The sequence below is a fragment of the Klebsiella sp. MBT K-1 genome (assembly GCF_002556465.1).
In the GTDB taxonomy this organism is placed as follows: Bacteria; Pseudomonadota; Gammaproteobacteria; order Enterobacterales; family Enterobacteriaceae; genus Klebsiella; species Klebsiella grimontii.
This window is the reverse complement of record NZ_PDEL01000010.1, coordinates 76,716-100,347: the sequence shown is the minus strand read 5'-3', so window position 1 is coordinate 100,347 and position 23,632 is coordinate 76,716. Positions and strand designations below refer to the sequence as shown.

19 protein-coding genes are annotated in these 23,632 nt (G+C 52.5%); 6 read left to right on the top strand and 13 right to left on the bottom strand.

Annotated features, from left to right (window positions below; all coding sequences use genetic code 11):
• Positions 1–157: 157 nt before the first annotated feature.
• Positions 158–841, top strand: coding sequence for a tetratricopeptide repeat protein (locus CMQ96_RS16330; protein ID WP_024360207.1), 684 nt, complete (start codon positions 158–160; stop codon positions 839–841).
• Between the two features lie 36 nt (positions 842–877).
• Here CMQ96_RS16330 and gltP read toward each other — a convergent pair whose 3' ends face one another.
• Entirely contained in the window at positions 878–2,191 is a 1,314-nt protein-coding gene (gene gltP / locus CMQ96_RS16325) for a glutamate/aspartate:proton symporter GltP (RefSeq protein WP_004109428.1), read from the bottom strand.
• Between the two features lie 411 nt (positions 2,192–2,602).
• Between gltP and acs the strand changes: the two genes are divergently transcribed.
• The 3 genes from acs (at position 2,603) to actP (ending at position 6,704) form a co-directional block, all read left to right on the top strand.
• Entirely contained in the window at positions 2,603–4,561 is a 1,959-nt protein-coding gene (gene acs, locus CMQ96_RS16315; RefSeq protein ID WP_004137496.1) for an acetate--CoA ligase, read from the top strand.
• Between the two features lie 182 nt (positions 4,562–4,743).
• Positions 4,744–5,058, top strand: coding sequence for a DUF485 domain-containing protein (locus tag CMQ96_RS16310; RefSeq protein WP_004127871.1), 315 nt, complete (start codon positions 4,744–4,746; stop codon positions 5,056–5,058).
• Positions 5,055–6,704 (top strand): cation/acetate symporter ActP, encoded by a 1,650-nt coding sequence (gene actP / locus CMQ96_RS16305; protein WP_004137497.1) that lies wholly within the window; start codon positions 5,055–5,057, stop codon positions 6,702–6,704. The genes CMQ96_RS16310 and actP overlap by 4 nt, the downstream gene beginning before the upstream one ends.
• 42 nt (positions 6,705–6,746) lie before the next feature.
• Here the strand turns inward: actP and CMQ96_RS16300 are convergent, their stop codons facing one another.
• The 7 genes from CMQ96_RS16300 to CMQ96_RS16270 form a co-directional block, all read right to left on the bottom strand.
• A complete protein-coding gene (locus CMQ96_RS16300) occupies positions 6,747–7,850 on the bottom strand; it encodes a type 1 fimbrial protein (protein WP_098067027.1) in 1,104 nt (367 codons plus the stop codon).
• Between the two features lie 22 nt (positions 7,851–7,872).
• A complete protein-coding gene (locus CMQ96_RS16295; RefSeq protein WP_004137499.1) occupies positions 7,873–8,466 on the bottom strand; it encodes a fimbrial protein in 594 nt (197 codons plus the stop codon).
• Between the two features lie 7 nt (positions 8,467–8,473).
• Positions 8,474–11,065 carry a fimbria/pilus outer membrane usher protein gene (locus CMQ96_RS16290; protein ID WP_098067026.1) on the bottom strand — a complete coding sequence of 864 codons (2,592 nt, stop codon included), beginning with the start codon at positions 11,063–11,065 and terminating at the stop codon, positions 8,474–8,476.
• On the bottom strand, positions 11,019–11,705 hold the full coding sequence (locus CMQ96_RS16285; protein ID WP_098067025.1) for a fimbrial assembly chaperone: 687 nt from the start codon (positions 11,703–11,705) through the stop codon (positions 11,019–11,021). The genes CMQ96_RS16290 and CMQ96_RS16285 overlap by 47 nt, the downstream gene beginning before the upstream one ends.
• Before the next feature lie 55 nt (positions 11,706–11,760).
• Positions 11,761–12,297: a fimbrial protein gene (locus tag CMQ96_RS16280; protein WP_004137506.1), complete on the bottom strand. Its 537-nt coding sequence runs from the start codon at positions 12,295–12,297 to the stop codon at positions 11,761–11,763.
• A gap of 607 nt (positions 12,298–12,904) precedes the next feature.
• On the bottom strand, positions 12,905–13,594 hold the full coding sequence (locus CMQ96_RS16275; RefSeq protein ID WP_024360202.1) for an LrgB family protein: 690 nt from the start codon (positions 13,592–13,594) through the stop codon (positions 12,905–12,907).
• Positions 13,587–13,997: a CidA/LrgA family protein gene (locus tag CMQ96_RS16270; RefSeq protein ID WP_024360201.1), complete on the bottom strand. Its 411-nt coding sequence runs from the start codon at positions 13,995–13,997 to the stop codon at positions 13,587–13,589. Before CMQ96_RS16270 ends, CMQ96_RS16275 begins: the two co-directional genes overlap by 8 nt.
• A gap of 103 nt (positions 13,998–14,100) precedes the next feature.
• Between CMQ96_RS16270 and CMQ96_RS16265 the strand changes: the two genes are divergently transcribed.
• Positions 14,101–14,997, top strand: coding sequence for a LysR family transcriptional regulator (locus CMQ96_RS16265; RefSeq protein ID WP_024360200.1), 897 nt, complete (start codon positions 14,101–14,103; stop codon positions 14,995–14,997).
• A 60-nt stretch (positions 14,998–15,057) separates the two neighbouring features.
• On the opposite strand, the gene CMQ96_RS16260 is transcribed toward CMQ96_RS16265, so the two are convergent.
• From CMQ96_RS16260 to CMQ96_RS16250, 3 genes are all read right to left on the bottom strand, one after another.
• Positions 15,058–16,185 (bottom strand): NAD(P)-dependent alcohol dehydrogenase, encoded by a 1,128-nt coding sequence (locus tag CMQ96_RS16260; protein WP_024360199.1) that lies wholly within the window; start codon positions 16,183–16,185, stop codon positions 15,058–15,060.
• A 99-nt stretch (positions 16,186–16,284) separates the two neighbouring features.
• A complete protein-coding gene (locus CMQ96_RS16255; RefSeq protein WP_098067024.1) occupies positions 16,285–17,994 on the bottom strand; it encodes a thiamine pyrophosphate-requiring protein in 1,710 nt (569 codons plus the stop codon).
• 29 nt (positions 17,995–18,023) lie between these two features.
• Entirely contained in the window at positions 18,024–18,962 is a 939-nt protein-coding gene (locus CMQ96_RS16250) for an AEC family transporter (protein WP_004137517.1), read from the bottom strand.
• A 305-nt stretch (positions 18,963–19,267) separates the two neighbouring features.
• Between CMQ96_RS16250 and CMQ96_RS16245 the strand changes: the two genes are divergently transcribed.
• Positions 19,268–20,155: a LysR family transcriptional regulator gene (locus CMQ96_RS16245; RefSeq protein WP_024360197.1), complete on the top strand. Its 888-nt coding sequence runs from the start codon at positions 19,268–19,270 to the stop codon at positions 20,153–20,155.
• A gap of 185 nt (positions 20,156–20,340) precedes the next feature.
• Here the strand turns inward: CMQ96_RS16245 and CMQ96_RS16240 are convergent, their stop codons facing one another.
• Together CMQ96_RS16240 and CMQ96_RS16235 are read right to left on the bottom strand one after the other, a co-directional pair.
• A complete protein-coding gene (locus CMQ96_RS16240) occupies positions 20,341–21,987 on the bottom strand; it encodes a Na+/H+ antiporter (protein WP_004137520.1) in 1,647 nt (548 codons plus the stop codon).
• Positions 21,988–22,133: 146 nt separating this feature from the next.
• Positions 22,134–23,483 (bottom strand): NCS2 family permease, encoded by a 1,350-nt coding sequence (locus CMQ96_RS16235; protein WP_024360196.1) that lies wholly within the window; start codon positions 23,481–23,483, stop codon positions 22,134–22,136.
• Positions 23,484–23,632 lie beyond the last annotated feature (149 nt).

Sequence of the window (23,632 nt, the reverse complement as noted above, 5' to 3'; positions counted from 1 at the left end):
AGAATCCGTAGCCCGGGCAAGGCGTTTACGCCGCCCCCGGGAAACAGACGGCACGACTCTTCGGGTAAAACATAAGTATTCCCCACAAGTTCCCGTCGTTTTCTTCTCCTTCACCTGCCTTTATACTGCTCGCTATGTCCTCTACCGATAATAAAAAATGAAATACCTCTTTTTACTGCTGGTGATGGCAAGCGTCGCCGCAGGCGCCATGGAACCCGGCAGCCAATACAAACCGCAGGCCGAAGCGGGCGACCCGCGCGCGCAGTATTACCTGGCGGATACCTACGTTAGCTTCGGCGATTTTCCGCAGGCCGAATACTGGGCGCAGAAAGCGGCGGACAACGGCGACGGCGATGCGCTGGCGCTGCTGGCCCAGCTCAAAATCCGTAACCCGCAGCAGGCCGACTATCTCCAGGCGAAAGCGCTGGCGGAAAAATCCATCCAGACGGGTAGCAGGGCGGGAGAAATAGTCCTCGCCCGGGTGCTGGTAAATCAGCAGGCCGGTACGCCGAACTATCCGCACGCCATCTCCCTGTTACAGCATGCCGCCCAGGATCCGGAAAGCGACTCCGCCGTCGATGCCCAGATGCTGCTGGGGCTGATCTACGCCAGCGGCGTTCATCCGCCGGAGGATGACGCAAAAGCGACGCAGTATTTCAAAGAGAGCTCCGCCCTCTCCCGCACCGGCTACGCCGAGTACTGGGCCGGGATGCTTTTCCAGCAGGGAGAAAAAGGCTTTATCGAACCGAACAAGCAAAAAGCGCTGCACTGGCTCAACGTCAGCTGTCAGGAGGGGTTTGATACCGGCTGTGAAGAGTTCGACAGGATCAGTAAACGATAAGAAAAAGCCCGGTGCGATGTCACCGGGCCTGCTGTTTTATTGCGCCGTTTTATCAAATTTGCCCAGCACTTCACGCTCATACGCCAGCGCTTTTTTGCGGTCAAATTTATGTTCCCACTTGGCGATAACCAGCACCGCCAGCGCGTTACCCACCACGTTCAGCGCGGTACGCGCCATATCAAGGATACGGTCAACGCCGGCGATAAAGGCCAGACCTTCCAGCGGAATGCCCACGCTGCCCAGCGTCGCCAGCAGCACCACGAAGGAGACGCCCGGCACGCCGGCAATCCCTTTCGACGTCACCATCAGCGTCAGCACGAGGGTAATTTCCTGCCAGATGGAGAGGTCGATACCGTACAGCTGGGCAATAAAGATCGCCGCAATGCTCTGATACAGCGTTGAGCCATCGAGGTTAAACGAGTAGCCGGTCGGCACCACGAAGCTGGTGATCGACGCCGGCGCGCCATAGGCTTCCATCTTCTCAATAATACGCGGCAGCACGCTCTCGGAGCTGGCGGTAGAGTAGGCCAGAATCAGCTCATCCTTCAGAATGCGGATCAGGGTCCAGATGCTCAGTCCGCACACCCGCGCCACGATGCCTAAAACCACCAGCGCGAAGAACAGGATCGCGAAGTAAACCAGAATCACCAGCTTCGCCAGCGGCCACAGCGAAGCGAAGCCGAAGGTCGCCACGGTCACCGAGATCAGCGCGAACACGCCGACTGGCGCATAGCGCATCACCATGTGCGTCACTTTGAACATGGTTTCAGAGATAGAGCGGAACACCGTAACCAGCGGTTCGCGGTGGGTGGCGGGCAGCGAGGAGAGGCCGAGACCAAACAGCACCGAGAAGAAGATGATCGGCAGCATGTCGCCTTTCGCCATCGAGGCCACGATATTGGTCGGTACCAGCGAGAGGATCGTGCCCATCAGGCCATGCGCGTGGCTCTGCACTTCCGCCGTGGTGTTTTGATACTTTGAAATATCCACCGCCGCCAGCTGCGACATATCGATCCCGCTCCCCGGCTGGAAGACGTTGGCCAGGGTAATCCCCAGCACGATAGCCACCGTGGTGATCACTTCAAAATAGATAATGGTTTTCGCGCCGATACGGCCCAGCTGCTTCGCATCGCCCACGCCCGCAATACCGACCACCAGGGTCGAAATAACGATCGGTACGACGATCATTTTAATCAGATGGATAAAGATATCGCCCGCCGGGGTCAGCAGATTCGAGATCAGCCAATCACGGCTTTCGGCGTGGTAATGCAGGTAACTGCCCAGAAGTATGCCCAGCACCAGGGCCAGCAAAATTTGCCAGGCCAGGCTGACTTTTGTTTTTTTCTTCACTACAGACTTCCTCAATGAAAGGCACCATTCCAGGAGGTAATGGCGCCCACTGAAAGGGGTATGAATTGTGTTGCGTTGCTTTATAGGGTTATTTAACGCGCAATATCAGTATCATTTGCACGGCATGCTGCGCAAGTCTTTAAGAACAGCGGTTTACTCTGATTTTATGCATAAACCCGCTAATATCCCCACCTTATGTTGCATAAGTATTTGTTATAAAAAATATTTAATATATTCAATTTCTATAAATCCATTTCTGAAATTATTTCACCTCAAAGTTTCATTTGATTGCTTTTCATTCAATTTATTTATTGCGTGATCTGCCCCCCAAATAGCAAACAAAGCCGCCAAAGCCCCTACTATTAACGTTTATTTGACATATATTTAACAACCTACAGGAGAAAAAAAGCCATGAGCCAAATACATAAACACCCTATTCCCGCTACTATTGCGGAACGTTGCCTGATTAACCCGGAACAGTACCAGGCGCAGTATCAGCAGTCCGTCACCGACCCTGATGCCTTCTGGGGCGAGCAGGGCAAAATCCTTGACTGGATGAAACCCTACACGCGCGTGAAAAACACCTCATTCGCGCCGGGCAATATTTCGATTAAATGGTACGAAGACGGCACGCTGAACCTCGCCGCTAACTGCCTCGATCGCCATCTGGCGGAGCGCGGCGACCAGACGGCCATCGTCTGGGAGGGCGATGACGCCAGCCAGAGCAAAAACATCACTTATCGCGAGCTACACCGCGATGTCTGCCGCTTTGCCAACGTCCTGCTCGATCTCGGCATTAAAAAGGGCGATGTTGTCGCTATCTATATGCCGATGGTGCCGGAAGCGGCGGTGGCCATGCTGGCCTGCGCCCGCATCGGCGCTATCCATTCGGTGATTTTCGGCGGCTTCTCGCCGGAAGCGGTCGCCGGACGTATTATCGATTCAAACTCCCGCCTGGTGATCACCGCTGATGAAGGGCTGCGCGCCGGTCGCGCGATCCCGCTGAAGAAGAACGTCGATGACGCGCTGAAGAATCCGAACGTCAAAAGTATCGAAAACGTGGTGGTGCTCAAGCGTACCGGCGGCAAAATCGACTGGCAGGAAGGGCGCGACCTGTGGTGGAGCGATCTGATTGAGAAAGCCAGCGCGGAACACCAGCCTGAAGAGATGAACGCCGAAGATCCGCTGTTCATCCTGTATACCTCCGGTTCCACCGGTAAGCCAAAAGGCGTGCTGCACACCACTGGCGGCTACCTGGTCTATGCGGCCTCGACTTTTAAATACGTGTTCGACTACCATCCGGGCGACATCTACTGGTGTACCGCCGACGTCGGCTGGGTCACCGGTCACAGCTACCTGCTGTATGGCCCGCTGGCCTGCGGCGCGACGACGCTGATGTTCGAAGGCGTACCGAACTGGCCGACCCCGGCGCGCATGTGCCAGGTGGTGGATAAGCATCAGGTCAACATTCTTTATACCGCCCCTACGGCGATCCGCGCGCTGATGGCGGAAGGCGATAAGGCTATCGAAGGTACCGACCGCTCTTCCCTGCGCATACTCGGCTCCGTCGGCGAACCGATTAACCCGGAAGCCTGGGAGTGGTACTGGAAGAAAATCGGCAACGAGAAGTGCCCGGTGATGGATACCTGGTGGCAGACCGAAACCGGCGGCTTTATGATCACCCCGCTGCCCGGCGCCATCGAGCTAAAAGCCGGCTCCGCCACGCGTCCCTTCTTCGGCGTCCAGCCGGTGCTGGTAGATAATGAAGGCACGCCGCTGGAAGGTGCGACCGAGGGCAACCTGGCGATCGCGGACTCCTGGCCGGGTCAGGCGCGCACGCTTTTTGGCGACCACGAACGCTTCGAGCAGACCTATTTTTCCACTTTTAAAAATATGTACTTCAGCGGCGACGGCGCGCGCCGTGACGAAGATGGCTACTACTGGATCACCGGTCGCGTCGATGACGTGCTGAACGTTTCCGGCCACCGTCTGGGTACCGCCGAAATTGAATCGGCGCTAGTGTCGCATCCGAAAATCGCCGAAGCGGCGGTGGTCGGCATTCCGCATAACATTAAGGGCCAGGCCATCTATGCCTACGTGACCCTCAACCATGGCGAAGAACCGACGCCAGAGCTCTACGCCGAGGTACGCAACTGGGTACGTAAAGAGATCGGACCGCTGGCGACGCCGGACGTGCTGCACTGGACCGATTCCTTACCGAAAACCCGTTCGGGCAAAATTATGCGCCGTATTCTGCGCAAAATTGCCGCGGGCGATACCAGTAATCTCGGCGATACCTCAACGCTTGCCGATCCGGGCGTGGTGGAAAAACTGCTCGAAGAGAAGCAGGCCATCGCGATGCCATCGTAAACCAACCGATCCCCTACACCCTCTTCCCTTCGGGGGAGAGGACATAAATACATACTCCCGAAGGATTTCAGGTAGCAGGAATGCGGTAAACAGGCTGATTCCCGACAGTTAGCTGCCGGGCGGATGAGTGTTGCCGACGACCGGCGCGTGAATGACAAAAGGGAACCTCTGGAGACGCTACGATGAACGATCAGATTTGTCAGCGGATAGAAAATAGTGCGCATTTTAAGGAGCTTGTTGCAGCCCGGCAAAGGTTTGCCGCCATCCTGTCACTGATTATGCTGGTGATATATGTGGGCTTTATTCTGCTTATCGCCTTCGCCCCTGGCTGGCTGGGCACACCGCTGCATGCGGGCACCAGCGTCACCCGGGGTATTCCGATTGGTATCGGCGTGATCGTTATCTCTTTCGTATTAACCGGAATATACGTCTGGCGGGCAAATGGTGAATTTGATCGGCTGACGAAGAGCATTCTCAGCGAGGTTAAAGCATCATGAAGAAAGTCCTGACGGCGCTCGCCGCCACGCTCCCTTTTACCGCCAATGCCGCGGATGCTATCACCGGCGCGGTACAGCGCCAGCCGACCAACTGGCAGGCGATTATCATGTTCCTGATATTCGTCGCCCTGACGCTCTATATCACTTACTGGGCGTCAAAACGCGTACGTTCGCGCAGCGATTACTACACCGCGGGCGGCAATATCACCGGTTTCCAGAACGGGCTGGCGATTGCCGGCGACTTTATGTCAGCGGCCTCGTTCCTCGGCATTTCCGCGCTGGTTTACACCTCCGGCTACGACGGGCTGATCTACTCGCTCGGTTTCCTCGTCGGCTGGCCGATCATTTTATTCCTGATCGCCGAACGCCTGCGTAACCTCGGGCGCTATACGTTTGCCGACGTGGCGTCCTATCGTCTTAAACAGGGGCCGATTCGCACCCTCTCCGCCTGCGGTTCGCTGGTGGTGGTGGCGCTCTATCTGATCGCCCAGATGGTCGGCGCGGGTAAGCTTATCCAGCTGCTGTTCGGCCTCAACTACCACATTGCGGTCGTCCTGGTCGGTGTGCTGATGGTGCTCTACGTGCTCTTTGGCGGCATGCTCGCCACCACCTGGGTGCAGATTATCAAAGCGGTCCTGCTGCTTTTCGGCGCCAGCTTTATGGCCTTTATGGTGATGAAGCACGTCGGCTTCAGCTTCAATAATCTGTTCAGCGAAGCGATGGCGGTCCACCCGAAAGGCGCAGCGATTATGAGCCCAGGGGGACTGGTGAAAGACCCGATATCGGCGCTGTCGCTCGGCCTCGGGCTGATGTTCGGTACCGCGGGCCTGCCGCATATTCTGATGCGTTTCTTCACCGTAAGCGACGCTAAAGAAGCGCGTAAGAGCGTGTTTTACGCCACCGGTTTTATGGGTTACTTCTATATTCTGACCTTTATCATCGGCTTCGGCGCGATCATGCTGGTGGGGGCGAATCCAGCGTTCAAAGATGCGGCCGGTCAGCTTATTGGCGGCAACAACATGGCGGCGGTGCATCTGGCGGACGCGGTCGGCGGCAATCTGTTCCTCGGCTTTATCTCGGCCGTCGCCTTCGCTACCATTCTGGCGGTGGTGGCCGGTTTAACGCTGGCGGGCGCTTCGGCGGTCTCTCACGACCTGTACGCGAACGTGTTCCGTAAAGGCGCGACCGAACGTCAGGAGCTGAAGGTCTCGAAGATTACCGTGCTGATCCTTGGCGTAGTGGCGATTCTGCTGGGCATTCTGTTCGAGAATCAGAACATCGCCTTTATGGTCGGCCTGGCGTTCTCCATCGCCGCCAGCTGTAACTTCCCGATTATCCTCCTGTCGATGTACTGGTCGAAGCTGACCACCCGCGGAGCGATGATTGGCGGCTGGCTGGGTCTGCTGACCGCGGTGATACTGATGGTCCTCGGCCCAACAATCTGGGTACAGATCCTCGGTCACGAGAAGGCGATATTCCCGTATGAATATCCGGCACTGTTCTCTATCGCCGTTGCCTTCATCGGTATCTGGTTCTTCTCCGCAACCGATAATTCCGCGGAAGGATCGCGCGAGCGCGAGCTGTTCCGCGCCCAGTTTATCCGTTCGCAGACCGGGATTGGTATCGAGAAAGGTCAGGCGCATTAATCACACCGGTTCCCCGGCCCGATGGTCGGGGAACGCTTTACTCTAATTATAGCTAAAGGTTATCGTTCCGCTGGCATTGGCCGTTCCCGGTGTTATTTCAGAGCCGGTTTTATAATAGTTAGTCGTAAACGTTAATGAATTCGATGCCGCCGCGCCACCCGGATTATCAGGGTTAGAAAATATCGTATAGCTAGACTCTGCGCCTGGATTCGTCACCGTCGTTCTGTTGACGGCATCGAAGACCCTGTATGTAGAATTGTTTACGGATAGCGGCGCGCCGTTGATATTCAACTGCACCCCCACGCCGGTCGCGACATTGTCGCCAGGCGTTAACGCAATCACGGTATGATCAGGGTTATCACCTTCCGCTTCTGTCGCCGTAATACGCATCGTCACGTTGGTTCCTGGCTCGCAGCTCAGGGTAAGCGTTTGCTGAGCAAAACCGGCTTTAGCAGAGAGATTGAACGCGTTCGAGTTAACTGAGCCCATCGGAAAATTCAGCGCGGTTGTGCTCGCTGTACAGCCCATCGGCGTCAGCTGGATTTTTGTCGTACCGCTCACGTGCAGTTGAGAAATAACCATCGTATTATTGCCATCTCTAATCGAAACCGATGAGACGGGGTCCTTCAACGTCAGGGCGCTATTGCTGGCTATCGCTCCGCCAGTAGCAACCAGCTGCAGCTGATATTTTGGCGTATAATTTGTGCCGGCCCAACTATCAAGAAATCCAGTTGGTTTTCCCAAATACATGTCTGCATCACCGATATAATGTTGGCTATAATCGGCATTAAAATCATCAGAATCGCCATTATATTCCCCGGTAATATTTAACCACACTTTTACCCGCAGACCGATACCTGGTACGTTAGTCGAATATATTCCATCGCTAACAGATGAGACGATATTCCCGGAAGACCATGCAAATTGAGCGTATATATTCCTTTGACAGTTAAGCACGCTGGTTTGCGAACGCGTTATTTGCCCTGAATCATAAAGAATCGTTCCTGCCGAGTAGCTTCCCGCATTAATCAATATTTTTTCAGGTAGATTCGTCATCGACACATCGCCATAATTAGTGCCCGTATCGCATGACCAGCCATAAATAGGGAAGCCTAACGCCAGTAGTAATAAAATAGTCTTAAACATATCTTTCCCTGCACGTTATGCATTATTTGTAAGACACATTAAATGTCGCGGCATAAATTACGCCCCCGGCAGTTATCTGGCCATAGGGGGTATACATTCTGGCAATCATGTCAAAAGTGTGACCGCCCTCGCCGTCACTGAATGTGTAGATATATTGATCACCTGGCCCCAGAGACTTTGAATCCTTGAGGCTAAATAGCTGTAAACCAACGCCTTTCGCTCCGCTACTATCGGTCTGGGCATTTTTATATATCATTGAATAAGTACTATCATACCCCGAGCCGCTGAAGGTAATAGTGACCGAGGCTGTACCTTGAGCGCAATTTTCAAACTGAAGATAAACAGGGACGTTTTCGCTATTAGCGCCCGCTTTTCCGGTCATATGTTGATAAGATACCGTACCTAAGTCGATATTTTCAGACGGTTTTATCGACACCTCACAGGAGGGTTCTTCTATCGTGCCGGTAACATTAAAATTCACGGTGCTATTGGCATCATAGGCCCAGGCCGCAGCGCTCACGAAGAGCTGAATAGTACAGCATAATACCAAAAGAGCGATATTCCTCGCCCGTGAAGCGTACTTCATTCCCGCCGTTAAAATAGGGTGTCTATTCATAGATTACTCATCGACAGTTCGCCTGATAAAAAATAATATCGTCGGTTGATTTATTGCCTGAAAAATCATAATTAAAACGGCATTGGGAATTCTGTTCATCGCCCCATTTCACCAACATGCGGCCTTTTTCTGGTAGACCCGTCAGATAGACCTGCCCGGCATCACCCACAATAGCGCTTCTGCTCTCTTTAGCATCCTGGCTTTCATCACTCAGTGAAACGATCGCGCCAAAAGGCACTTCTTTGTTACCAAAGCGCAGGGTCATCATTGCCTTATAGCCAATCCAAGTATCATATTTAACCTTGACGATAGCGTTACGCGTCGGTACCACCGTTCTGACGATGTTATCAATTTCCGCTCCTGAGACCTGCTGCTCATCAAGGGAGAGACTATTTTCGTGATAGGGCCGGACAAAAGGCACGACAGCGTATCCGGCGGAATCGGTCATGACGTTGGTCTGGCCTCGTACCGCCACATCGCTGACGCCGGGGGCTTCAATCAGCGCCACGCTCTCTCCAAGATAACGGGATAGCGTTATTCCACCGGAGTGCGCGAGCATCCCGCCGCGCAGCGAGTAATTATAGTGAGAGCTATAGCTGTCATAGCCATATCCGGCGGCCACCTCGCCTTTAGACCCCTGGTAGTTCAGGCTGACGTTGCCTGAGGTGCTCTTGTCGCTGGCGTTGTACCCTTCCTGCACATTCCAGTTCAGAGATCGGTCCGCAAAAGCCGCGCCGCTCAAACCAAGGCTGTGGGTAGTGTCCCCCATCCGGCTGCTGTTCATGTTGTAGTTGGCTGAGGTATTCGCGCCAAACGGTACGCTCACCGTGAGCGAGATAATATTATCGCTGGATGGCGAACTGTCGCTGTTCTGGCTGGAGCTTTGCACATTTCGGTTATAGGAGTAGTTGATGAAATATGACACCTGCCCAAGGGTATTGCTGTAACTGACACCCAGTGACTCCATACGTGAATCATCCCAGTAAGACTCGCTTACCAGCGACAGGGAGAGTGAACCAAAGCCTGAGAGAATCTGCGAGGCCGAGGCGTCAAAGCGATTTTTCGTCCGCCCGTTTGATGAACAACAGCTGCTATTAGCTGTCGCGTTATCGATGAAATTCTGCAAAGAGTAATAACCATGCGTTGAATAGCGATACCCTGCGACGGAAAAGTTGGTTCCCGTTAATGGAAAGTCTTTACTAAACCGCACGCGGTAAGACTGCCCCTCGCTGGAAGAGGTTTTATCCGCTTCCGGGTTTTCTTTTATCTCAGCCCAAGACTGGGAAGCATCAAATGAGAGCGCGCCGACAGAACCCAGATTAAACCCGGCCCCCAGCAGCGCATTGCTATATTTATCTTCCAGCTGCTGAAAACCACCGTACAGCGTGACGTTGCTCAATGCCCCCCAGGCGACGGTAGACTGCAGGAAATTGAATTCTTTTCCGCCTGAGCTTCCGGAGCGAGTTTTCCCGCTGCTGAAAGCATATTCTACCTGCCCCTCTCGCTGCAGAATCGCCAGCGAGGCAAAAGGCACAACAAAGCTCTGTTCACTACCATCAGATTCTTTCACCTTAACAAAGAGATCGCCCGCGCTCCCGGTGGGGTAAAGGTCGTTTATCTCGAATGCTCCAGGAGAGACCGTGGTTTTATAGATGCTGTATCCGTTCTGATAGACCGTAACGTCCGCCGTAGTACGGGCGATCCCTTTTATCACGGGAGCAAAACCATTCATGCTGTCCGGCAGCATCTCTTTATCAGAGTTCAACTGCAAACCGCTGAAGCTAATGCTGTCAAAGATGCCTGATGAAGTATAAGTCTGCCCTAATATCAGTTGGCCTTTCAGGGCATGGATATCGCGAGAAATATAGCTATAGACGGAGTCCCACTGGTTGCCGTCCTCATTATGATTAAGGGTACTGTAATTGCGTAAACGCCACGGCCCTACGTTCAGCCCCGGCTGCAAGCTGACAAACTGGCTGGATGTCGATTCACCACCGTGCCGCGGATCGGTTTTTTGCCCGGAAATGTTGTAATTTAGCAGCCCGGCAGTGATACCCTGCTGCCACAGGCTTTCCGGGACGTAACCCTGCGGACGGTGCCGCAGGGCGACCTGCGGTAATGTAAAATCGATTCGCTGGCGTGGAAGCAAGACCGAGGTCTCCCATCCCGGGATCGCAGACAATTTTGCGCATTCAGAGCCCGCCACCGTGAGCGCAGGGTAGTCTTCAACTTTAATCGACCAATCTTTCAGGTGCGCTACGCTGATACAAGGCTGAGCAGAAGCGCCATCACCTTCATTTTGCGGCTTAAAAACGATAGATTCAGAGGTAATAAATTTTTCGTTAATATAGACATCGAGGTTATATTTACCGGGAGGCACGCTTGCCTGGGAAATATAGGATAAATCTACGACTGATGCGCCGGTTTCATTGACTTCAAGTAAGTGGGGATTAAAATATTCCCCAGCGGAAGTCGATAACGGAAGTGCGCCAAGACAGCAGAGGATGGCGACATAGCTGCTTTTCAATGAAAATGCATGATTCCATCTTACGTTATTGGATGATGGCGGTATATTTCGGCCCTGACATACCATAATCATTGATCACACTCCATGTGACTTCTCTTTTCCCAGACGAAGTTGCACTTGCTACCGGTATTTTTATTGTTGAATAAGGAGCGACAAACCACGCCTCAGGTAGCGCCTTGCCATTAATATAAATTGCGGAGAAATTCATATATAATGGAGAGTTATTTTTCACTTTGATTTCTCTTCCTTCACTGGACCACCGCAGTTTTTCAGAGAAATTTTCCGGAATCGCGTTTTTTAGGGCAGCGGGCCGATAAATAAGCTTAATCCGGGAATTAATTGCAAATTGCACCATGTTTTTGTCTGGTTCGTTGTCCATGGCCGGAATCCCTTTAACGTTGAGCCAAAACATAGATTCCCGATCTTCCGGCAGGGGTTTACCCGAGCGGAGAATGCGAACAAACCCCTGCTCGCCCGCTTTCAATCTGAACAGAGGGGGGGTAGTAATAAATGAATCTTTCGCAGGTGAGGTATCATCAACGATAGAGATCCAGGATTGCACTATATTTGTTACATTATCTTTATTTTGAACAGATACCGTCGTGGTCTTTTTTGTTCCATCGAAAATAACTCGCGTACCGCCAACGACCACGCTCGCCTGCGATACTGAAATGCAGAAAAAAAATAAGAAAAAGCATAATAATCTGTTCATAACCGTGTCCAAACAGGGAAAGCAGTTGCTTTCCCTTTATGTATTTATCACTTAATCAATAATAGGTGACGTTATAAGTTACTGTTGTACTTACCGGACCTTTAGTTGGGTCGGCGGCGCCAGACTTAGCCATTTTTACGGTAAACGGAACGGTGGCTTCGCCAGTGGAAATATCCACATCAGAACCTTCGGTATTGTTCTTCTGTAAATTTCCGGCGTTATCAAAAATAGCGACAGCAACATTGGTAGCTGGAGACACTGAAGCCTGGTTTTTAAAATAATCACTATTGTAAGAATCTGCTTCACCACCAAAGGTAATTTTGGCTTTAGTCAGTGCACCAGCATCCGTAGGGCAGCCGGTCAAAGTGAAAGAGAAACTCTTTGCTGCGCTATAGGTGTTAGCTTTTAAATCTGCTACCGAAACAGTGCCCATTTCAATAGCTGTAACGCCATTATCGATAGTAGCGGTACAAGTCGTATCGGCAACGGTTCCGGTGAACTTTATGGTGTTATCCGCATGAGACATTGCAACCAGAGAGCATCCTGCAGATAAGGCCAGGATTTTAGCTAACGTTTTCACATTGGTTTTCATTTGTATTCCCCTATTTATCCAGATGAACAATCAATCCATCAATTGTTTATGGGCATATATTAGCGAATGAGATTGGATACCAACTTAACTACCGTCGGTATATTTTAGGGGAATGAATCGCTTGCATTATATTCACTAAAATACAAGAGCTTTACTTCCACATGAATCCATTCATTAATAAAAGCTCACAGCCCAAATATAACTCAACGCAGGGAAATCCTCAAGAATGAGATAAGGTGTCCTTCAGGATCATAAATAGTTCACATTAATAACCATTAAATATAATTTAAAAATAATCAAATAAAATCAGGTGATTATAAATCTCACATATTCACATAAAAAATATCACAATTAATATAAATTCAAATAACAAATAAATGCCTTCAAAAATGACACATTTAGTTACAAATAAAACGTAAAGTCATTAAGAATATTCGTGAACACATTTAAGAATAAAACACCAGCGCATCCAAATGCTATCATCCACGCAACTGATTGAATTATTACCGCTAAAAGAAAAATAACGCATAGTGCTAAACTTCGTCATTAGAAGCATTCAAAAAATCACCCCTCATCAGGCTCATCTGCCAAAAAGAGCTCAATGATGTCAGAACAGCGCCCAGCGTACCAACGGCGCCGCCAGCACCATGACTACCCCGGAAAGCATCATCACCAGGCTGGCGATGACGCCCTCCTGCGGCCCCAGCTCATAAGAACGCGCGGTACCAGCGCCGTGCGATGCCGCGCCAAACCCTGCCCCTTTGGCCATCCCCTCGCGGATAGAAAGACGCAGAAACAGCACATCGCCCACCGCCATGCCAAATACCCCGGTAACCACGACAAACAGGGCGACTAAATCAGGCTGGCCGCCCAGCGGTTTGGCTGCCGCCAGCGCGAAGGGCGTGGTAACCGAACGTACCGCCAGGCTGCGCTGGATCTCATCGGGCAAGGTAAACAGTCGCGCCAGCCACACCGAACTGGTGACCGCGACAACCGATGCGGTCGTCACTCCAGCAGTCAGCGACATCCAGTGGCGCTTAATGATCGCCAGATTGTCATACACCGGTACGGCAAAAGCGATCGTCGCCGGCCCCAGAAGCCACAGCAGCCAGTGGGCCTCTCCCATATAGCATTGATAAGAGATATGACCGAAAATCAGCAATATGACCAGCAGAATCGGGGTAAAAACTAGCGGCATCAAGGGCAGTTTATGGAAGCGACGATAAAGCCGCTTGTTGGAAAAATAGAGGCCCAGCGTGACCAGAAGACACAGGACGCTTAGCTGAAAATCACTCATGTTTCATCCTGCTCACTTCATAGCGATATACTTTATCAACCACCCACGCCGTTGCGCCCAGCACCATCATGGTACTTAAGCCAATCACCAAAAAGATGCGCCAGCCATCAACCATCAGCAACTGCGCGTAGTTAACGACCGCCACCACCGCCGGCACGAAAAACAGCAGCATCTCCGCCAACAGCCAGCGGGCGCCGGCCCGTACCCAGTTTAGGGGGATAATGCGGCAAACAATCAGCGCCAGCAGCATCAGCATGCCGACCAGATTCGCCGGAAGCGGCAGATGCAGCCAGTTAACTAAATATTCAGCGCAGACAAACACTCCGGCGTAGATCAGGACCTGAACCGGTACCTGCAGGCGTTGCATAATACAAGGCGTCACGCGAGCCAGCGCAAAGGCCATGAGCGGCATTCCATAAAAAGAAGACAGGCGGGCAGTATAGAGAGCCGCCAGCCCCGGCAGAAATGAATTAAAATCATCACAGGTATAGTCTCAGGGAATAATTATGGATATTCGAACGCTGCGCTATTTTGTCGAGGTCGTTCGCCAGCAAAGCTTTACCCGCGCGGCGGAAAAACTATTCGTCACGCAACCCACCATCAGCAAAATGCTAAAAAATCTGGAAGATGAGCTGAGCTGCACCCTGCTGATCCGCGACGGGCGCAGGCTGCTGCTGACCGATACCGGAAGGGTGGTTTTCGAGCGCGGGCAGGCTATTCTTGGCGAATTTCATCAGCTGGAGTCGGAGCTAAGCGATATAAATCATCTGCATAAAGGCGTGCTGCGCCTCGGCATCCCACCGATGGTCGGGATGCTGATGGCTGAACCAATTAGCCGCTTTCGCCAGCGCTATGCGGGCGTCGAACTGAAAATCGCCGAATTTGGCGGGCTGACCGTGCAGCAAGCGGTAAGCAACGGCGAGCTGGATTTAGCCATGACGGCGCTCCCGGTTGACGAGGCCAGCGGCCTGACCACGCTATCTCTGTTCAGCCATCCGCTCTGCGTGCTGACGCCGAGGACGGCGCAGTGGGAAAGCATTGCGTCATTGTCGCCAGAAGCGCTCGCCGCGTATCCGCTGGTGATTTACAACGAGGATTTCGCCCTCAGCCAGCAGCTGATGCGGCTATTTGCTCAACATGACGTCAAGCCGAGCATCGCCGTGCGCAGCGGACAGTGGGATTTTCTGGCCGCCATGGTGCAGACAGGGATTGGCGTTGCGATTTTGCCGGAACCGATTTGCCAGCGTCTCGACCCGCGGAGCTTTTGCTGGATCCCATTACAGAGCGAGCTGCGCTGGGAGCTGGGAATGATTTGGCGGGAAGGCGTGTATATGTCGCACAGCGCGCGGGCGTGGCTGGAATGTAGTAAGGCATTTTGGTTGAGCGACGATATCGCTGGATAGATCTTGTGGGAAGCATACCTTTCGCCAAAAGCTCGGCAGGTATGCTGCGCTAGCCTGCCTTTATCCGATTCGAATAACGGGTTTAATGGTTTTCCCACACTCGCTATCGTGAGCAGCCTGGTTAATCTCCTCGAAGGGATAAAAACGTATCAGCTTATCAATGGGGAAACGCCCTTGCACATACAGCTCAACCAGCTGCGGGATAAATATATCCGGGATGCTGTCGCCCTCAACGATGCCGCGCAATACCTTGCAGTTTTGCATCACATCATTCATATCCAGCGCGAACGTGGTCCCGGTTTTTGAGGCGCCGACAATACCGCACATACCACGTGGGCGTAGCGCCTCAACGGCGGCGCGGACAATCTCAGGCCGCCCGGTAGACTCCAGGCTAAAGTCAACGCCATCGCCAGTGATATGCCGGATAGCTTCAACGGGATCTTCTTTCTTACTGTTAATCACATGCGTTGCACCCAGCTCACGCGCTAATGCCAGGCGCTCCTCAACCACGTCAATGACGATGATAGTTGTTGCCCCGGCGACGTAGGCAGCCATGACGCCGCTTAATCCCACCGTTCCGCCGCCAAAGGCGGCAAAAGAGCTTCCGGCTGCTACTTTTAATGCATTCAACACCGCTCCGGCGCCGGTCTGGATACCGCAACCCAACGGCCCAAGCAGCTCCAGCGGCGCATCCGGGCGAACCTTAACAAGATTACGCTGATCGACCACGGAGAACGCGGCGAAAGATGACTGGCCGAAAAAGCGATCGTGCAGCGTTTGGTTGCCATGGTGGCATAGCGCATGGCTGCCATCACTACGCTGGCCGGAAAAATTCAGGGCATTAAAGTTTTGACAACTGGCCGGCACGCCCTCAAGACAAGGACGGCAAGCGCCGCAGGATAAAAACGTCAGTACGACATGATCGCCGGGGACCACTTTTTGTACTTCCGCCCCGACGGCCTCCACCACTCCTGCCCCTTCATGGCCCAGCACGATAGGCTGCGGGATCGGATAGAGCCGATCGCGGGCAACCATATCGGTATGGCACATCCCCGTCGCCACGATACGAACAACGACCTCATGAGGCTGAAGCGAATTTAACTGGACGGTTTCCAGTTCAAAAGGGCCGCCCGGCTGACGGACAACGGCAGCCTTAAACGATCCCGGTAAAGCGCAATGCTCGGTCATACAATCTCCTTAATTAACCTTCCCCAAAGCCAGAAGAGAACGCGTCGTCATCTCTGGCATACCACCGCCAGCAACAAGGCGGCGGCCGCCAGTCAGGTATTATTTCCCGAGAATGACGTCAACCAGCACCGAACGCTTCTGAGTACGAATAATATTGACGGCTTCCTCCAGGGTATCGAGTAAGTCCTCAGCGCGATCTACCTTCATCGCGGCCGCGCGGCTTGATGCAGCGATAGCTGCCAGATCGGGCGATAACGTAAATGATGTCGCCGGAACCTTATCCATTTTCGCCGCATAGCCGTCCGGATATAGCGCCAGCGTTCCACCGGCCACCGCGCCCCATCCAGCGTTATTGCCAACGACAACCAGCACGGGAAGCTTCATTACCTCGGCAATGTGATGGCATACCGCGGGATTGGAAAACAGATAAGAACCATCGCCAACGGCGGCGATCACTAATTCATCGCGATTGGCTAGCTGTAATCCCAGGGCGATAGGGAATGCTTCACCCAGTCCGCCGGAGAGTGCTTCCTGATAATAGCTTTCCGGCTGAATGAAGTTGGCGAACTGCGGTAATGTGGTTAATTCAGATGTGATTTTACCGTTGTATTTATTAGCCAGCGCTCCCAGACAATAGCTTAACCATGGCTTGCCGATAGGCCCTGCGTTTGCGGAATCAACAACGTTATCTCTTGTGGTTCTTTCTTTTTTATTATGCGCAGCGACATGGGAATAGCGCTCCTCGACGCTCGCGCTTTTCTCCGCCAGATAAGGTTTTAATGCATTATCCAGTAATTTGAATATCGTATCCGTTTCACCGGCCAGGTTAACATCAGATTGATACCCGCGAACCGGGTAGCGTGAGAAGAGCGGGTCGGGACCAATTTGAATAACCTTGCAGTCCGGATTAACGTTCATACTCTCAATCATCCAGGGCGCCTGCGAGTCAATGACGATGACCACATCCGCTTTTGACAACCAGTAAGCTGGCTCATTGCCGGCATACATCGGATGGGCAGCGGAAATGGTCACCTCGGTCCCCCAATATTCCACCACCGGAATCGCCCACTGTTCGACGAAGGTGCTAATCAGGTCGAAGGCTTGCCGGGTCCTTGCGCCTCTTTGCGAGAAGATAACCGGGTGCCTGGCGTTGGCAATCAGCGTGGCAGCCATTGACAGCGAGTCCGGAGCCGGGGAAAAACTTATCGGCTGCTGGGAGGGGCGGCAGTTCAGGGCGGCCGAGTCGGTGGCAAAAGTTTCGCACAAAGGCTCGCGTGGCAAGCTTAAATAAACCGGTCCTTTGGGCAAAGAGTTCGCAATCGCCCAGGCGCGATCGACATGTTCCCCGGCCTGATCGGCATAACGCAATTCAAAATCCCATTTAACCGATTCACGAACCAGCGCGGCCTGATCGCGCATTTCCTGGCCATAGCCGATAGGCGTATTCCGGCAGCCGAAATGAGAATGTTCACTGATGGGCGTGCGCCCGCCAAAAATGATTACCGGTATATTACTATTGGCAAGATTAATAATCCCGCATGCGGCATTAGCCAACCCGACATTCGTATGCACCATCACAGCTTGCACTTTACCGGTTGCCAGATAGTATCCATGGGCCATGCCAATCGCGGCGTTTTCATGCGGGCAAACAACAAATTCAGGAACCAAACACCCTTCGCTTTTTAAGCGAGAGTAGGCCTCAACCATCGGCGGATAATCCGTTCCTGAATTGATAAAGATGAATTCAATGCCAAGCGCCTGCAAACGATATAATATCATTTCCGCGGCAGATATATTAATTAATTGCATATTCTCACCTGATTATTCTATCTGCATAATTAAAAGGTTAACAGGATGAATCCACCCATGGTCAGGATCGAGGCAATAATACTCAACGCCATGGTCGAGGCCATTTCTTGTTCACCCGTTTTATATTGCATTGCAATAATGATAGCAATCGATCCCACTGGAATAGCCATCGTCAATACGACTTCTTTAATTTGCTCCATTGAGAAACCGAGGCCGACCAGCGCGAAATAACATAGTCCGGGAACGATAATATTTCTGGCTATAACGGTAATAATAGTAGGCAGCGTAATCACTACACTACGCGCATAGAGCACAATACCCGCCGAGAACAGCGCCAGTCCCCCGGTTGCTTTACCCAATAATCCTAACGACATGGCCACGGTCTCGGGAATATGGATATCCATTATCACGATAATAAGAGCCAGAACCGGCGACCAGACTACCGGCTGTTTAATAGCATTAATCACGCTAGAGATAAACGATGTATTATTTTTGTCGCCGGAAGCATACGACATTAATATCATAACCAGCGGAAGTTGAAAAACGTTTTGCGTAATGCTTGATACCGTAATCAGCGATGCGCTTACCGTGCCAAATAAAAAAGCCAGCACCGATGTCCCAATAAAAGGAACGGCAGGAGAACCAATCGCCAGCGCCTGCAGCGTGCTTAAAGAGAGATCCCGCCTGCAGATATAACGCGCAACAAGCAATGGAATTAAAAAACTTACAATTAGCGCAACGATAATCGCGGCGGCAACGGGCCCCATATTCATAACAATACTACGCGGGGTCATCACCATATTACTAAAAATACTAAGGGGGAGAGCATAGAGCATGACGAGTTTATTTATCGCGCCAGCCTGCTCCCACGCAAAATCTTTTCGCTTACCGCTGATGTAACCAAGCAAAACGGTTACTATTACAGGTAAGATGGCACCAAGAATTAAGAGAATACTGTTATTTGTCATAGTGTCATTTCTCTTCAGAACCAATTTTCAGGTATATGTGATTTAAAGCCGAACAGATTAAAACTCTTACTAAGGACTCCTTCCCGCTATCGCCATGATACTTCTCCCGCAGGCACACATTGTATTCTTACGCGTCAGGCATGAATATAAGATTACAATGAGCAATTAATTAGTTTAATGAATAATTACCCATCACTTTCAGGAAAATTTATTTTCTTGATGCTGTCTACATAATTTCCATTGATAGTAATATAGAATAAAATTGATATACAATGCGAAAACGTACCGTTTAATGAGTATTTGACATGTCTATAAAAATGAAGCAAATACAGGCATTTATCATGGTATCCTCAGAGGGTAACCTCACTCTTGCGGCAAGCAAACTTGGAATAACGCAATCTGGCCTGAGCCGACTGTTATCCGGCCTTGAGTCAGATTTGAATGCCACGCTATTTGAACGGCATAAGCATGGGGTCTCACTGAGCGAGCTGGGCACGGCCTTTTTACCTCATGCCATTACCTTAATGAACACCGAGCGAAAAGCGCGCCAGGAACTGGATCTTATTAATGGTTCAGGGAAAGGAATAGTCAGAGCTGGCTGCGTATCCAGTTTTCTATCCAGCCATTTTATCGAGAAAGTAAACAACTTCCATCAGGCCTTTCCTGATATTTATATTAAGATCCAGGATCGCATAGATTCAGAGCTTTTTAAATCATTATTAACTCATGACATCGATATCGCCATATGCGGCCCGTTGCCGCATAATGATAAAATCATCGAGCGTGGAAAAATAAACTTCACGGATAGCATACAGATTATTTCGCGTAGCAACCATCCGTTACAGGGCAAAAAAAACTTGAAATTACAGGACACTGAAGAATATTCGTGGATTATGCCGCCAAACGATAGCACCCCTATGCAGATATTAACCGAAGTCTATCATGATAATAACATGACGCCGCCAAAACCGATTATCGAATGCTCTTCATCATCCGCGATAAAATCCCTCATATGCAACAGTGATTTATTAACCTCGATGCCAGCCCCGATATATCACCTCGAACTTACCGCCGGCCTAATTAAACCGCTAGCAATTGAAAATACCATTTTCATAAGAGATTTCTTTATTTATACTCATTTTGGCATTCTTTCTGAAACCTCTAAAAAATTCATCCAGTTTCTAAAAAGATAACGCCTTTATTTTATTCACTACTCTGCAATTACGCAGATCTTCTAATCTGCCAGGCACTCCCTTTCTTCGCACAGGCAAATAAAATCCGTGATGATAGCGTACATAATGTTGCGGGTTCATCGGCTAGCGCATCGTGAAATCCCGGTTCCCCGAGCGGCGAAGGCCATCGGGGAACCGGGAAAAGTTTAGCGATCTTCGATTAACAGGGCTTCCAGCAGGTCGAGGTCGTGCAGCAGCTTCTGCAGCGTCTCGTTACTGATCTGCCGGGTAGCGCGCAGGTGGTACAGCTCCCCGCGTTCTGAGCGCAGCGCCGCCAGACGGAACCGGCGTTCGAGGCTCTCTTCCAGCATCGAGGTTTCAACATCGTTGCGCCCATCGGCGCGACGACGCAGGTTACCAATGACCCTGGAACTGACCTCGGTCAGCAGCTGATTATCGATATTCTCTTTGGTATCCGCAGCCAGGCGCTCTTCCATTTTCTGAATCGCGACAATCGCCACATCCGCGGTTGCCGCCCGCGCCAGACGCTCCTCTTTGCGCTGCTGGACATGATCGCTCGACTCGATATGCCGCAGCAGAATCGGCAGCACAATCACGCCGACGAACAGCGAGAACAGAATCACCCCGGCAGCGAGGAACACCAGCTCATAGCGCGCCGGGAAGACGTTGCCGTCCGGCAGCAGCAGGGGAATCGACAGCACGCCGGCAAGGGTAATCGCCCCGCGGACGCCGGCGACGGAGGAGATCAGCAGCTCGCGCGTGGTCCAGGAGCCGAACTCCATCGGTTTCTTTTTCAGGAAACGCTGGCTGAGTTTGCGCATCGTCCACAGCCAGCCAAAACGCACCAGCATCAGGGCGGCATAAATCAGGATGATATCGGTAAACAGCATCCAGGTTTCGACGTTGGGATCCGCTTCCGCGGCCACCAGCGAAGTGGAGAGAATATCCGGCAGCTGCAGGCCCAACAGCAGGAAGACCATGCCGTTAAACACGAACTCCAGCATCGCCCAGGTGCTGTTGGCGCGCAGGCGCATCGCCAGCGGCGCGCTGCGCATCACCCCGGAACGCGTGATGGTCATCCCCGCCGCGACCGCCGCCAGGATTCCGGAAAAGCCGATATGCTCGGCGATCAGGTAAGAAGCGAACGGCAGCAGGAACAGCAGCACAATTTGCGTCGCCGGTTCATCGCCGCCCCAGCGGCTGAGGAAGCGCATCGAGCGCCCGTACAGCCAGCTGACCACGAAGCCCGCGAGAATACCGCCGACAGCCACCTTGAAAAACTCCACCGTCGCGCCGCCGACGGTAAAGACCATCGTGCCCATCGCCACCGCAACGGCAAACTTCAAGGAGACCAGGCCGGAGGCATCGTTCATCAGCGCCTCGCCCTGCAAAATCCCCATAATTTTTTTCGGGATGCGCCCTTCGCCGACAATCCCGGACAGCGCCACGGCATCCGTTGGCGACAGTACCGCCGCCAGAGCAAAAGCCGGAATCAGCGGAATACCCGGAACGATCCAGTAGATGAGGTAGCCAATACCGACCACCGTCACCACCACCAGCGCTAGCGCCAGACCGAAAATTTCTCGCCCATGCTCAATGAACTCGCGGGTCGGCGTCTTCCAGCCGTCGGCAAAAAGCAGCGGCGGAATGAACAGAACCAGAAAGAGTTCAGGGTCGAATTCGACATGCAATCCGAAGGTAGGCCAGGCCAACAGCGCGCCGATGCCGATTTGGATTAAGGGGAGTGGAACCTGAAAGGGCAGTACGCGTGTAACCACCCCGGAGAGAGAGACCACGAGGGTCATTATGAGTATGGTAAAGAATATTTCCATGTGTTCCCTGTTTGCTGCGTTTCTTTTTTTACATCTGAGGCATCATGTCTCGGCATAATACGCTACTCAGATTAACGCAAAAGGAAACAGGATGTGGCTTAAAAATTAAGCGGGCGGCCAAAGCCGCCCGTTGTTAGCAGGAAAAGTTAAATCGCCCAACCGCCGGCGTAGAAGATAACCAACGCCGCGGCGATGATCACCGTACCCAAGTTTAGCTTACGCCATTCGCCGGACACCAGGCGTCCAATCACCAGCGCCGCAAAGCCGATCATGATACCGGTCACGATGTTGCAGGTCAGCACGATAAAGACCGCGGTAATCAGGCCCGCCATCGCGTCGACGAAGTCGTTGAAATCGATTTTCGCCACATTGCTCAGCATCAGCAGGCCGACGTACATCAGCGCCGGAGCGGTGGCATATGCCGGAACCAGATAGGAGAGCGGCGAGAGGAACAGGATCAGCAGGAACAGCACGCCAACGGTCACTGCCGTCAGGCCGGTTTTGCCGCCCGCCGCCGTACCGGCAGCCGATTCGATATACACCGCCGCCGGTGCCGCGCCCACCAGGCCGGAGAAAACGCTGCTCAGGGAGTCGGTGGTCAGCGCTTTGCCGCCGTTAATAATTTGCCCGTCTTTATCCAGCAGGTTCGCCTGACCGGCCACCGCGCGGATAGTACCGGTGGCGTCAAACACCGCGGTCATCACCAGCGCAAGCACGCTTGGCAGCACGACCGGGTTCAGCGCGCCCACGATATCCAGGCTACCGATCAGCGAGTTGCCTTTATCGTCGCTCAGCGACGGCATGGCGAAAATCCCGGTGAAGTGGACGTTAGGATCGAAGATCAGGCCGATAATCGAGACGCCGATAATCGTCAGCAGGATACCGCCCGGTACTTTCAGTTTTTCAAGGCCGATAATCACCGCCAGCCCGATCAGCGACATAATCACCGGGAAGCTGTCAAAATGACCCAGCGCCACCGGCAGACCATCCAGCGGGTTTTTGATAACCAGGCCCACGCCGTTGGCGGCAATCAGCAGCAGGAACAGGCCGATACCAATCCCGGTGCCGTGCGCCACGCCCTGCGGCAGGTTACGCAGGATCCAGCTACGAATACCGGTTGCGGAAATCACCGTAAACAACACGCCCATCAGAAAGACCGCGCCCAGCGCGACCGGAATGCTGATCTGCTGACCCAGCACCAGGCTGAAGGCGGTAAACGCGGTCAGCGAGATGGCGCAGCCAATCGCCAGCGGCAGGTTCGCCCACAGGCCCATCACCAGCGAGCCGACGCCGGCAACCAGACAGGTGGAGACAAATACCGCTGCCGGCGGGAAACCCGCTTTACCGAGCATACCCGGCACCACGATGACGGAATAGACCATCGCCAGAAAGGTGGTAAGACCGGCAACGATTTCCTGACGCACGGTGCTGCCGCGAGCAGAAATTTTAAACCAGGCGTCCAATGAACCGCCGGTACGCGCAGAAGGCGTAGACATAGAAAACTTCCCCTGAGAATTTTTATCGTTCGTCTGGATGCGTGGTGGACCATCCACTGCCAGTTAAACGCGATCTCCTTGTGCTACATCGCAGCGCCAGGGGCTGTGAAAAGCAAACGTTTAACTCCGCGCATCCAATACGGTGTGAA